Origin of the sequence: Arthrobacter sp. NPDC056886, assembly GCF_042788715.1 — a bacterium.
Lineage (GTDB): Bacteria > Actinomycetota > Actinomycetes > Actinomycetales > Micrococcaceae > Arthrobacter.
The window spans coordinates 190,093-202,719 of record NZ_JBHUBT010000002.1; the positions used below are offsets into that span (position 1 = coordinate 190,093).

The 12,627-nt window shown below is 64.3% G+C and carries 12 protein-coding genes; 5 read left to right on the top strand and 7 right to left on the bottom strand.

The genetic code is table 11. The features are described 5' to 3' along the window. Positions 1-45 precede the first annotated feature (45 nt). Positions 46-1,023, bottom strand: a complete 978-nt coding sequence (locus ACFRJ8_RS04005; protein WP_377984860.1) for a LysR family transcriptional regulator — start codon at positions 1,021-1,023, stop codon at positions 46-48. A gap of 155 nt (positions 1,024-1,178) precedes the next feature. Here ACFRJ8_RS04005 and ACFRJ8_RS04010 point away from each other — a divergent pair, with 155 nt between their 5' ends. Both ACFRJ8_RS04010 and ACFRJ8_RS04015 read left to right on the top strand, forming a co-directional pair. After that, positions 1,179-2,480, top strand: coding sequence for a glucarate dehydratase family protein (locus tag ACFRJ8_RS04010; protein WP_377984861.1), 1,302 nt, complete (start codon positions 1,179-1,181; stop codon positions 2,478-2,480). Positions 2,481-2,485: 5 nt separating this feature from the next. Next, positions 2,486-3,493 carry a 2-hydroxyacid dehydrogenase gene (locus tag ACFRJ8_RS04015; RefSeq protein WP_377984862.1) on the top strand — a complete coding sequence of 336 codons (1,008 nt, stop codon included), beginning with the start codon at positions 2,486-2,488 and terminating at the stop codon, positions 3,491-3,493. 40 nt (positions 3,494-3,533) lie between these two features. Here the strand turns inward: ACFRJ8_RS04015 and ACFRJ8_RS04020 are convergent, their stop codons facing one another. Genes ACFRJ8_RS04020 through ACFRJ8_RS04045 form a run of 6 tightly spaced genes read right to left on the bottom strand, consistent with a single transcriptional unit; the run spans position 3,534 to position 9,920 of the window. Further along, positions 3,534-4,265 carry a sulfite exporter TauE/SafE family protein gene (locus tag ACFRJ8_RS04020; RefSeq protein ID WP_377984863.1) on the bottom strand — a complete coding sequence of 244 codons (732 nt, stop codon included), beginning with the start codon at positions 4,263-4,265 and terminating at the stop codon, positions 3,534-3,536. Further along, positions 4,262-5,290, bottom strand: a complete 1,029-nt coding sequence (locus ACFRJ8_RS04025; protein WP_377984864.1) for an ABC transporter ATP-binding protein — start codon at positions 5,288-5,290, stop codon at positions 4,262-4,264. Before ACFRJ8_RS04025 ends, ACFRJ8_RS04020 begins: the two co-directional genes overlap by 4 nt. Beyond that, entirely contained in the window at positions 5,283-6,359 is a 1,077-nt protein-coding gene (locus ACFRJ8_RS04030; RefSeq protein WP_377985179.1) for an ABC transporter ATP-binding protein, read from the bottom strand. The genes ACFRJ8_RS04025 and ACFRJ8_RS04030 overlap by 8 nt, the downstream gene beginning before the upstream one ends. A 17-nt stretch (positions 6,360-6,376) precedes the next feature. Further along, positions 6,377-7,390: an ABC transporter permease gene (locus ACFRJ8_RS04035; RefSeq protein WP_377984865.1), complete on the bottom strand. Its 1,014-nt coding sequence runs from the start codon at positions 7,388-7,390 to the stop codon at positions 6,377-6,379. 9 nt (positions 7,391-7,399) lie between these two features. Further along, positions 7,400-8,329 carry an ABC transporter permease gene (locus tag ACFRJ8_RS04040; protein ID WP_277525711.1) on the bottom strand — a complete coding sequence of 310 codons (930 nt, stop codon included), beginning with the start codon at positions 8,327-8,329 and terminating at the stop codon, positions 7,400-7,402. Positions 8,330-8,357: 28 nt separating this feature from the next. After that, positions 8,358-9,920 (bottom strand): ABC transporter substrate-binding protein, encoded by a 1,563-nt coding sequence (locus tag ACFRJ8_RS04045; protein ID WP_377984866.1) that lies wholly within the window; start codon positions 9,918-9,920, stop codon positions 8,358-8,360. A 334-nt stretch (positions 9,921-10,254) separates the two neighbouring features. On the opposite strand from ACFRJ8_RS04045, the gene ACFRJ8_RS04050 reads away from it, so the two are divergent. The 3 genes from ACFRJ8_RS04050 to ACFRJ8_RS04060 all read left to right on the top strand — a co-directional run bounded on the left by ACFRJ8_RS04050 (position 10,255) and on the right by ACFRJ8_RS04060 (position 12,451). Continuing rightward, positions 10,255-11,166, top strand: a complete 912-nt coding sequence (locus ACFRJ8_RS04050; RefSeq protein ID WP_377984867.1) for a 2-hydroxyacid dehydrogenase — start codon at positions 10,255-10,257, stop codon at positions 11,164-11,166. An 88-nt stretch (positions 11,167-11,254) separates the two neighbouring features. Next, positions 11,255-11,650 carry a universal stress protein gene (locus tag ACFRJ8_RS04055; RefSeq protein WP_377984868.1) on the top strand — a complete coding sequence of 132 codons (396 nt, stop codon included), beginning with the start codon at positions 11,255-11,257 and terminating at the stop codon, positions 11,648-11,650. Between the two features lie 306 nt (positions 11,651-11,956). Further along, positions 11,957-12,451 carry a hypothetical protein gene (locus ACFRJ8_RS04060; protein WP_377984870.1) on the top strand — a complete coding sequence of 165 codons (495 nt, stop codon included), beginning with the start codon at positions 11,957-11,959 and terminating at the stop codon, positions 12,449-12,451. The last annotated feature ends 176 nt before the right edge of the window (positions 12,452-12,627 follow it).

A 12,627-nucleotide genomic window follows, 5' to 3' on the forward strand; every position in this document is an offset into this window, starting at 1 on the left:
GGCTCAATCCCGCATGTCGCAGCCCAGCGGCAGCTGCATGGGCGACTACTCGAGGTCACCCGGCGGCATGTCCGAATTGCCGCTACTCGCCTCTAGGCGTTCGCCGGGATTCAGGCCCGTGGAGTCAATAAGCTCTAGCAGCCTCCGCACCGCCGGATTGGCGGTTTGCTCATTCCATGCGAGTTCCAGGTCCACACGGTTGAGCTCGCGGATTCCATGGCTGCTGCTGATCTCGTGGAACTCCACACCCGGGGGCGACGACGCCATAGCCGAGGCCGGCACCAGCGTCACGCCCAGGCCGGCTTGAACAAAGGCCAGGAGGGCCGGGACCTGGCTCGCGTACTGAGTGATGTTCGCGTGGGCACCTGCGCTGGCAAAAAGCCGCAGGACGAGGTCATGAAAGTAGCGCGCTTCCTTGGTTGAATACATCAGCAGCGGCAATCGATCCAGGCAGGCCAGCGGAAGCGGCGCATCCATATTCGGCAGGTTGCCCAGAATGTCACTGCCGGAGGGGATCGCAATGACGAGACGGTCCGTCATGATGGGCCTTGAAACGATGCCCGGCCGGGCCACAATCGGCCGGAGCAGCCCGATGTCCACGCTGCCCTTCACCAGCCCGTCCATCTGATCCGTGGAGACCAGTTCGCGCAAGACAAACGAGACTCCCGGCATGATGTCGGCGGCACGCCTCAGCAGCTGGGGTAACGCGCTCTGACCCGCGATGGCGGTGTACGCGACGGTTATCGCGCCGGCGTCGCCGGATGAGACCCGGCGGACATCCAAATCGGTCTTGATGCACATGTCCAGTATTTGCCGTGCCCTGGGCAGCAGCATCAAGCCGGCCGCCGTCAGCTCAACCCTTCTGCTGGTGCGGCCAAACAGCTGGGTACCCAGCTGTTTCTCAAGCATCTGGATCTGCCGACTCAACGGTGGTTGTGTCATGTTCAGCCGTGCTGCGGCCGCACCGAAGTGCAGTTCCTCGGCAACAGCGACAAATGATTCAAGCTGCGGCAGGGAGAACATCAATACCTTTCATGGATGCATGAGTGCTCATTATGGCTTGGACTTGGATCGTTTGCACCCATTATGTTCAGTTCAGCAGCAGATGCGGAAACCGGCAGCCATTGCAGAGTGTCATCGGCCGGTCCCCCTGACCCACGCCTAAGGAGCACACCGGAGTGAAGCAGGAAAGCCAGCACGCAGAGCACCTCCACCAAGTACGGATCACCGGCGTCACGATCACGCCGGTGGCGTTCAAGGACCCGCCGCTGCTGAACACCGTCGGCGTCCACGAGCCCTTTGCGCTCCGGGCGATAGTGGAAGTCCATACCGACGCCGGCGTCAGTGGACTGGGTGAGACATACGGTGATGCCGGCCATTTGGCCCGTCTTCACCTCGCGGCCGAGGCCGTTTCCGGCACCGACGTGTTCAACATCAACGAACTCCGCAGCTGCGTTGCGGCCGCCCTGCAAAAGGACACGATCCGGGGTGGCCACGGAATGAGCGGAATGGTTACCGGGTCAAGCACCACGGACCGCGTCCTCTCGCCGTTTGACGTTGCTGCCCTGGATATCCAAGGGAAGCTCCTTGGCCGCCCCGTGAGCGATCTGCTGGGCGGAGCGGTCCGCAGCGCCGTCCCTTTCAGCGGGTACCTGTTTTACAAGTGGGCCGGGCATCCCGGCCAAGCAGACGATGCTTGGGGCGCAGCCTTGGATCCCGTCGGGATTGTCAGCCAGGCGCGGAAAATGGTGGAAGAGTATGGTTTCTCAGCCCTCAAGCTGAAAGCAGGCGTATTCCCTCCGGAGGAGGAAGTCGCCGCGATCAAGGCCCTCCGTGCGGAGTTTCCGGCCATGCCGCTGCGGATAGATCCCAACGGCGCATGGACGATTGAAACCTCCATCCGCGTCGGCAAGGAACTGGACGGCATTTTGGAGTATCTGGAGGACCCCACGCCGGGCATCGAAGGAATGGCCGCAGTCCGCCGCGAGGTCGGCATGCCGCTGGCCACGAACATGTGCGTCGTCAGCTTCGCTGACATTGCGCCGGCAGTGACCGCCGGGGCCGTTGATGTGATCCTCTCTGATCATCATTTTTGGGGAGGCCTCCGCCGCTCGCAGTCGCTGGCAGACATCACCGAAACCTTCGGCCTGGGGCTCTCGATGCACTCGAACTCCCATCTGGGGATCAGCCTTGCCGCAACGGTCCACCTCGCCGCGGCGACGCCGAAACTCGACTATGCGTGCGACACCCACTGGCCGTGGAAGGACCCGGAAGAGGACGTCGTCGCGGCGGGCACGTTCTTGCTTGAGAACGGAGCCGTCAGCGTCCCCGCCGGACCCGGGCTGGGGATCGAACTGGACCGCGACGCCTTGGAACGCCTCCACCGCCAGTACCTGGAGTGCGGGCTCAGGAGCCGGGATGACACGGGCTACATGCAGCGGCTGCACCCTTCCTACGAGCTGCAGAGCCCTCGCTGGTGAGTGTTTTGGAGCCTTCACAAAAGGGCCTGTCGATCGTGGTCACCGATCCCATCATCAGCCGCTTTGAGGATCAGTTAAGGCACGACGGCGGCGCTCACCACTGGACCATGGCGGCGGCTTGGTCTCCTGAACGCCAGCTTGAAGCACTGGCCACTGCCGACGTCGTGGTCTGTTCCTCGCTGGGTCCCGAGCAGGTGGCCGCCGCGAGCAGACTGAAGCTGGTCCACGTCACCGGCGCCGGGTATGACAAGATCTTCGTTCCGGGCCTGCTGCCGGCAACCTTCGTTGCCAACACGTTCCATCACGCGCGGCCCATTGCGGAACACATCCTGATGGTCACGCTGATGCTGTCCCGCAATGTCATCGCCGCCGACCGCGCGGTGCGTGAAGGCCGATGGCGGACCATTGCCACTGACCCCGAGGTGCCATTCCATCCGACCCTGAGCGGAATGACGATGGGACTCGTCGGGATGGGCTCCATCGGAGCGGAAACGGCCCGCATGGCCGGCCTGCTGGGCATGGATGTTCGCGCCGTCCGCAAGAACCCGGCCGCCGGCGCCCCGGACGGGGTCACTCTGACTTGGATCGGCGGCAACCACCAGCTTCCGGAGCTGCTGGCAGCGTCCGACGTCGTAGTTGTCACCGCGCCCCTGGACTCGTCGACACGAGGGATGATCGGGGCGGCGGAGTTCGCGGCCATGAGGCCGTCCGCGCTCCTGATAAACGTTGCTCGGGGTCCCGTGGTGGACCAGCAGGCGCTGTTCGATGCCCTCCAGTCCCGGCGTATCGCGGGAGCCGGTATTGATGTGTGGTGGGGATCCCCCGCCGACGGCGTGCTGCCGCCCGCCGAACTGCCGTTCGGATCGCTGGACAATACCGTCCTCACGCCGCACCACTCCGGGCACGCGCGGATCACGTTCGAACGCCGGGCGGCGGACATCGCGGCAAATATTGGCCGGCTGGCGGACGGACGGGAACTGATCAACCTCGTACCGAGGGTTTGGGGCAGGTAAGTCACCCGGCCGCAGGGACTCCGTGCGGCAGCCGCAGAGGTCAGGGCTGCATGGCAGCCAGGGCGAGTTGTCCCATCAACAGCAGGCTCCCCAGCGCGGACGAGCCCAGCGCCAGCATCCTCAGCCGGGCGGTGTTCAGGAAGCGGTTCACGAACCGGGAGGCCACGTACCCTCCAAGCACCGCCGGCACCAGCCACAGCGCGAGCGTCAATATTTGGCCCGTCACGGCGCCTGCGACCCCCAGCGCCATCAGGGAAATTGCCGAGCCCACCATAAAGAACGCGCTCATCGTGCCCCGCAGCCGTGATCCCTGGTGGCCCTGCCAGACCAGGGCCATGGGTGGGCCGCCGATGGACGTGGCAGTGCCCATGATGCCCGAGGCGGCACCGGCCGCGATCAGGTTTACCCGGACCGGCTCCGGCGCCCACCCCCGGATTGCCAGGACCAGGCCGGTGACCACCACGATGACCACCACCCAGGCCAGGCCCTCCTTGGACAGAAGGGCCACCAGCCATGCCCCCAGGAAGCTTCCGGGGACCCGGCCCACCAGAGCCCAGCCCGTGCCGCGGAGATCGAGGTGCTGCCGTTCACGGACGGTCACGAGGACTGTCACAAGGAGTGCCAGGAGAATGAGCGTGGCCGGCAGCAGGGCCGGATCCACCATGGCCACCACCGGCGCGCCAAGCATCCCCATGCCGAAACCTGTTGAGGCCTGCAGGCAGGCGGCGAGGAAAACCACGCCGGCAATGAGCGCATACTCCGAGGCCGTCACCCGGCGGCGGTTGCGGTGGCGCCTGTGAGACCTTTGACGGTTTCAAGTGGAAAGTGGCATTCGGTCAGGCGCAGCCCTCCATCGGGGCTGGCCGTCACCCGCGGCTCGGGCGCCACCTCGGCGCAGACGTCCTGCGCTTTCCAGCACCTGGTGCGGAAACGGCAGCCCGACGGCGGATCCAGCGGCGAGGGCAGCTCGCCCTGGAGGACGATTCGGTCCCGCTTCGCCCCGGTGACGTCGAGCTTCGGCGAGGCGGACATCAATGCCGCCGTGTAGGGGTGCCGTGGATGGTCGAAAACTTCCTCCGTGGCGCCGGTCTCGATGATCCTGCCCAGGTACATCACGGCGACCCGGTCGGCCACATGCCGGACAACGGTCAGATCATGGGAGATGAAAATATAGGAGACTCCGAGGTCCTGCTGGAGGTCATTGAGCAGGTTGAGGATTTGCGCCTGGACGGACAGGTCCAGCGCTGAAACCGGCTCATCGAGGATGATGACGTCGGGGTTCAGAGCCAGGGCACGGGCAATGCCGAGCCGTTGCCGCTGGCCGCCGGAGAACTCCTGCGGTGATTTGCGCGCGTCCGATGGGCGCAGCCCGACCATGTGCAGCAGCTCCCGCACGCGGGCTTCACGCTCCCGCGAGGACGGGTAAAGGCTCCGGTGGGTCGCCCAGGGCTCGGAGACAATGTCGCCGGCGTTCATCCGCGCGTTCAGCGAGGCAAACGGATCCTGGAACACCATTTGGACCCGGCGCCGCCAGCTCAGCAACTCCTTTCCGCGGAGCCCGAACGGGTTCGTACCTTCAAAGGTCACCGTCCCTTCGTCCGGTGTCTCCAGCATCATGAGGGTCCGGGCCAGGGTGGATTTTCCGCAGCCCGATTCCCCCACCAAGCCCAGGGTTTCGCCTCGCCCGACCGTGAGGTTAATGCCATCCAGGGCCTTGAGGCGGGTGTTGCCGCGGGCGCTTTTGGCGACGTGGAAGGTTTTGCGCAAGCCATCAACCTGCAAAAGCGGCTCAGACATTGTTTATCTCCTTGCTGAAGTGGCAGGCCGCAACCCGGCCGGGCCTGGACAGCGGGGCGCCAGCGTAAGTGTCGGCGTCGTCCTGCAGGTCGACGGGGCTTTCGTTCAAGGGGCGATCGGTCACGGGCCGCAGCTGCGGGCGCTCGGACCGGCAGATGTCCTGCACCAACGGGCAGCGTGACTGGTACACGCAGCCCGCGGGAATGTCATGAAGCTCCGGAGGGCTCCCGGCGATGGACTTTAGGTGGGCGCCGCGGCCAACATGGACGGGCATCGACTCGAGTAGCCCCTTGGTGTAGGGGTGCCGTGGATCGCTGAAGACCTCGGACACCGGCCCGCTCTCCACCACGTTGCCCGCGTACATCACCGCCACCGAGTCGGCCTCCTCGGCAACAACCGCCAGATCGTGGGTAATCAGCACCACGGCCATCTGGCCCTCTTCCCGGAGCTTGCGCAGCAGCTGCATGATCTGGGCCTGGACCGTGACGTCCAGGGCAGTGGTGGGTTCGTCTGCTATCAGCAGGCGCGGGTTCAGGGCCACAGCCATGGCGATAAGGATGCGCTGGCGCATGCCGCCGGAGAACTGGTGCGGATACGAATTCACCCGGGACTCGGGCTCGGGAATCCCCACCCGCTCCATCAACTCAATTGCCTGGACCTTGGCTTCCTTGGCACTCAGTCCACGATGGATCCGGAAAGCCTCACCGAGCTGTGTTCCCACGGTGTAGACAGGGTTGAGGGCGGTCAGCGCGTCCTGGAAGACAATGCCGAGCTCGGGACCGGCAAATTTCAGTCGTTCCTTGGGTGTCAGGGCCGCCAGGTCTGTTCCGTTGAGGGCCACTTCCCCGCCGGCGAGGTCGCAGACGGGGTCCATGATTCCGGCGAGCGCCTTGGCCGTCATGGATTTCCCGCACCCGGATTCTCCGAGCAGTGCGAGGGTTTCCCCCGCACGGGCCTCGAAACTTACGTCATTGACGGCCCGGACGGTTCCGCGATGCGTGCGGATGTCCACGGCCAGGCCTCTGACACTAAGAACAACTTCATGCGCCCGGGACTGGCCGGGGAGCATGCTTTGGGCAGCAGTTTTCACGGCTTTGCCTCCTTGACTGGGATGCGGGCAATCAGCCGCTTGCGGGGAAGTGCGAGGCGCCAGCGCTGGGCGGGGTCTGTGGCGATTCGGAGCCAGGCCGCCAGGACGTTCGCGGCGATGGTGGTGACCACAATCGCGACGCCGGGAAAGATGGAAAGCCACCAGGCGGTCTGCAGGTACTGTCTGCCCTGCGAGACCATGAGCCCCCAGCTAACGTCCGGCGGCTGGATGCCAATGCCAAGGAAGCTCAGGGAAGACTCGGCCAGCATCACATAGCAGAATTCGAGCGTGGCCAGCGTCAGGAGCGTCGGCAGGACCACGGGGATGACATGGCGCCCAATGATGGCGTTTGGCCTGGCCCCAAAGGTCCGGGCCGCGTCCACAAACGTACGGCTTTGAAGCTCCGCAGACTCGGCTCGTGCCGTGCGCAGGTAGATCGGGATCCGCGTCAGTGCGAGGATCAGCACGATGTTCCCGGCGCTGGGGCTGAACACGTAAAGCACCACGACGGCGAGCAGCAGGGACGGGAAGCTCATGATGACGTCGGCAATCCGCATCGACACGTTTTCACGCCAACCCCGGTGGTATCCGGCCCAGACACCCCACAGCGAGCCAACCACGAGGGCCACAGCCACCGCCGGTACCGCGACCGAGAACGTGGTGCGGCTGGCCACCACGAGGCGGGCGAGCATGCTTCTTCCCAGGGAGTCGCTGCCCAGAACGTATTCCCAGCCGTAGACCAGCGAAAACGGCGCCTTGTTGGCGAAGAGGAGGTTCTGCTTGGTGGCCAGGTCGCCCATCAAGGCAGGGCCGATCACGGCTGTCAGGCCGATGAGGACCAAAAGCAGGGCGGACACCGTGGCGAAGCGGTCCTTCAGCAGGAGCCGGAACAGGATGGGGTTCCCATCCTGGTTTCCGTTCCCCTTCCCGGCTTTCACCTTCCCGGGGGGCCGTTGCCCGGTCCCCGGCAGCTGATCCTGCGCGGCCGGCTCAGTCAATGAACTCGTCATGGTTTACTCCTAAGCTCTCGCCGTCACGGGCCGGACGCGTGCATCCAGCAACGCGTAGCCCATGTCGATCAGGATGTTCAACGCGAAGATGGCCACGGCGGTCAGCAGCACGGCTGCCTGCAGGACAGCGAAGTCGCGTTGCAGGATGGAATCGATCATGAGCTTGCCGATCCCGGGCCACCCGAAGATGGTTTCCACCACCACTGCTCCGTTGACCAAGCCCACTGTCAGGTCGCCAGCCACGGTCAAAGCCGGAGCCGCGGCGTTGCGCAGTGCGTGATGGGTAACCACCCGCAGTTCGCCTGCGCCGCGGCTTCGGGCCAGCTTGATGTAGGGCTCGGACAGCGCGGAGACCATGGAACCCCGGACGATCTGGACCAGGACCCCGAACGGCCGGAGCAGGAGGGTGGCGATGGGCAGAACCCAGGCGCCGGCCCCCGACACACCGGATGTCGGGAGCCAGCCCAGGGTGATGGCGAATACCCAGATGCCGACGATTGCGAGCCAGAAGTCGGGTATCGAGGCAGCGGCCATGGAGACAAAACTTGAGATGCGGTCGGCGACGCCGTTCGGCTTCAGCGCCGCCCAGCAACCCACCACCAGCGCCAGAAGGACAGCCAGCACCATAGTGGTGGCCGCCAACTGCAAGGTGGCCGGGAAAGCACGCAGCGCCATGGCGGCGGCATCTTGGCCCGTCCTGAGCGATTGCCCGAAGTCGAGCCTCAGCACTCCGCCGAAGTAGTCCGCCATCTGCACCAACAGCGGCTGGTCAAGGCCGTTGCGTGCAGTGAACTCGTCCCGCATCTGTTGCGTGGCGTTCAGCGGAAGGTACAGGGCGGCCGGGTTGCCGGTCATCCTGGCGAGCGCGAAAACACCGACGATTACCACCACCAGCGGAAGCGCGCTGGAAACGATCCGCTTTCTCAAGTAGATCAGCATGGGCTGTCCTCTTTCCTTGACGTCCGGACTAGCTCGCCGGGGTCATTTCCGAGACGCGGAGTTCGTCACCGCTGGACGAGTTGGGCGTGTAGTTCACAGATTTTGACTTGCCCAAAATGCCGGTCTGGTGCGAGATGTGCGCGAACTGGACCACTTTGTCGTTCTGGTACGCAAAGATCTCTTCGAATGCCTTTTGGCGTGCGTCCCCCGACGCCGCGTCGGCGGCCTTGATCTTTCCATCAAATTCCGGAGTGCCGAAGTAGCTCTGCGCACCCGTGGAGAGCATGTACTGGTCAACGGTGAAGGCGGCGTCACCGGCCTGGTTGCCGTGCTGGACCAGCACCGCGACGGCGCCCTCGTCGTCGGCGAACGGGCGGACCTGGTAGGTCAGCTGCTGGCTGGTTTCAAGCATTTTCAGCTTCACGTTCAGGCCGGCCTGGCTCAACTGCTCCTGCAGGACCTGCGCAAGTTCGGTGACCTTCGGGAACTGTGCGTTACGGACCACGAGGGAGATCTGAGCCGAGGTGTCCACGCCATCGGCTTTCGCTGCGGCCACCAGCGCCTTGGCCTTGTCCAGGTCGAACGGCCAGGGCTCAAGGGCCGAGTTGTGTCCCACCACGCCCTCGGGCACCAGCTGCGCCGCCACCTTGTGCTTTCCCTGGTACAGGGAACCCACGATTCCTTCCTTGTCGATGGCAAAGTTCACGGCCTGTCGGACACGGATGTCGGTCAGGGGCGCTTGGGTGGCTTCCAGCCGGAGCGCCACGGTTTCGTTGTTGGGGTAGTCGACGGCCAGGTCTCCGACGTTGTCATCCGGGCTGAGGCCCAGAGCCACGTCAGCTTCGCCGCTGGTGACCATGGCGGCCCGCACTGAGCTCTCCGAGCGCCACTGGTATTCGGCTTTGGCGTACGCGGGCTTCTTGCCCCAGTACCCGTCCCAGCTGCTGAGCGTAATCTTCTGGCCCGCGTCCCACTTTTCGATCTTGTACGGCCCGGTCCCAACGGGCTCCCGGACCTTCGCGGTGGTGCTCGTCGTCGTCGGCACTATTTCCAGGAACGAAAGGCGGAGCGGCAGAATCGGGTCAGGCTTGGGCGAGGTCACCGTCAGCGTCGTAGCGTCCACGGCCTTGACCTTCAAGTCGGCATCACCAAAAACGTAGCCCTCGACGTTGCAGCCCAGCTTGGAGTTGACGGCCCGGTCGATCGTGAACGCGGCAGCTTCAGCATTGAAGGGCGTGCCGTCCTGGAATTTCACGCCCTCCCGAAGCTTGAACGTCCATTCGGTGTCAGAGGTGGCTTTCCACTCCGTTGCCAGCAGTGGCTCCAGCGCGCCCGTGGTGGGATTTCGCTCAATCAACGGTTCTGTGACGTTCGAGCGCACCACCACGCCGGTGGAGGTGAGGTTGGATTCGCAGGCCTCCAGTGTCGGGGGCTCCTGCGCCAGCACCACCCGGAGATTGCCGCCCGCCGTAGCCGGGCCGGAAGCAGAGTTCGCAACCGAGCACCCGCTCAGCAGGAGCAGAGCGCCAGCGGCGAGGGCCGGCCATTTCAAGACCGCGGCCTGGGAAAGTACACGAGAAGAAGACGTCATTGGATTCCTCGGAATTCGGGGGTGGGCGGCCTCAGGCCATCAATGCAGGTCGACTTTGCGGGCTGAGGTCCGGGGTCGAACTCAAAGTAGTGGCGGCGGAAGAGGCCGACAATAGACGGCGGACCTGCACCTGTTTGCGTCGGGAGCCAATGGACTCAACATTCGCCCTGTGACGAGCGCCACGGGGACGCGTGATCCGCGTCATTGCTGGGAAGAGTCTGCATCAATGCACGCGGCGCATTGATCGATGCAACTTCCAAGTTGGACGCGTATTGATTGCGAAACCTAGGGTGCAGGTATGAACAACGTAGCTGTCCTTCAGGTAGGACCCTTGATGCCCTCTGTACAGGACGCCGTGGTTCTTGACTACGGCGCCGTCCGGCTTCCGGATGACCCGGCAGAGCGAGCGGAATTCCTGCAACGTCGAGGTGGCGACTTCGATGTAGCCGTCACCTCGGGCAAGGTCGGCGTGGGCCCGGAACTGATGCGCGCGCTCCCGGCCCTGCGGGCCGTCGTGAACTTCGGGGTGGGCTACGACGCCACCGACATCAGCCAAGCCAGGGAACGGGGCATCGCCGTCAGCAACACCCCGGAGGTCCTCAACGACTGCGTGGCCGACACCGCCTTGGCGTTGTACTTGGATGTGTTGCGGCGGATCAGCGCGGCGGACAGGTACGTTCGCGCCGGCCAGTGGGCCACTGCGGGGAACTTTCCCCTGGCCACGAAGGCCAGCGGCAAACGTGTCGGCATCCTCGGATTGGGTCGCATCGGCAAGGTGATAGCCCGCAGGCTTGAAGGCTTCGATTGCACCGTCAGCTATCACAACCGTCGGCCGGTGGCGGAGGTGCCGTACGAGTACTGCACATCACCGGTGGATCTGGCCCGGCAGTCCGATGTCCTGATCATCGCGGCGGCGGGCGGGCCCGATTCAGTCAAGCTGGTCGGCCAGGAAGTGATTGAAGCACTCGGCCCTTCCGGCTACCTCATCAACGTGGCGCGGGGTTCCGTCGTGGACGAAGAGGCTCTGGTGGCGGCGCTTCTGACCGGTCAGCTTGCCGGTGCGGGACTCGACGTCTTCGGCGACGAACCCAAGGTGCCCCACGACCTGCTGGCCCTGGACAACGTCGTCCTTCTCCCCCACTTGGGCAGCGGAACACATGAGACCCGGGCAGCGATGGCCGAGCTGACACTGGCGAACCTGTTGCAGTATGTGACCACCGGGAAGCTGGTGACGCCGGTATGTTGAGCGCCCGGCCGGACGCGCCGCTTGCGTCACCAAATTATGGTCGTCGCCACATCCAGAGGAAGCCCCTACGAAGCTGGGAGGACGGGCAATGAGCGTAGCGGTTGGGTACCTCTCAACGAAGGAGGGCATTGCGGCACTCCACGCGGCCATCGCGGAAGCAGCACGCCGGCGGACCAGCCTGGACATACTGTGGCCCGCGGCCGGCGCCCAGAGCGATATCTCCCCGGCTGAGGCATCAGCGGCCCTGGCCCTGGCTTCCGTGGACGGCGTATCAGCGCGAATCCGGCCATCAGGTAACGACGACGATCCCGCCGACGTCCTCATCGACGCTTCGTTCGAGGACGACGTCGAACTCGTCGTCATCGGCGTCCGGCGTCGTTCCCCGGTGGGCAAACTGTTCCTGGGCAGCACAGCCCAGAGGGTCATCCTCGAAGCGGGCTGCCCCGTTACTGCCGTGAAGCCCCCGGTGGGGTCGCGCTCTTAACCTCTTGACGAGCCCGCCGACGCCTGACCCGAGACCCTAGGCAGGCACCCCCTTCCGGTGCGCCGACCACCTTCAGCTGGTCCTCCGGCAGGGAGTGTTGCCATGTCCCGCCACTTTCGCTGAGAAGCCGCACACCACCAGGGCAATACACGCGACCACCGCACTCACGGTTTGCGGAGACTTCGTGGCCTGACCTGCTGCTAAAGGTTTTCGCAAGGTAGGGAACTTACGGTGGGGGGCCGCCGCATCACTAGATTGCCTAATCGGCTTCTGATTGGGGCAAGAACCAAACCGCAAGGAGCTCAAATGAAGCACAGGCTGATTCCCACGTTACTCGTCGCCGGACTGGTTGCAACGGCGACTGCCGCTCCCGTGGCAGCTGCCAACGGAACGCCACCCGGCGACGCCAGCGGCAGCGGCACGCTGACAAACTACTGTAACTTCGGCGTCGGATTCACGCTGACCGGAAAGTCGAAGCTGATCACAAAGCCTAACGGGGAAAGAATCATCACTTCCCCAGGCCAGCGCATTACGCTCACCGCCAACGGCAAGACACTCAGCTATGTCATCACGGGCACACGCTTCGAACGTGACGTGCGGGTTAATGGCGAAACCATCACCGAGGTGAAAGTGACAGGACGCAACATCCTGACCAATCCGATCGGTATATCCGAGCGGCCTGGACTATTTCTTGTAGTGGGCAACTTCAATTACGCTCTCGACGCCGCCGGCGAAGAGGTGCGGGTGTTCAACGCCAACGGTCCGGGCAAAGTAACGGATGTCTGCCGGGCACTCACGTAACTGCGCCATCTCCACGCAGCATCTGACTGCTCTTAATAGAATGCAACGTGACGGTCCATCGTGAACGGTGGGCCGTCACGTTTTTTCAGGGATCCGAGAACGATCCAGTTGGAAGAACTTCCAACACTTATTGAGCCGAATCCCCGGGGCGCTTTTCCGCAGAATTACTTTATGGC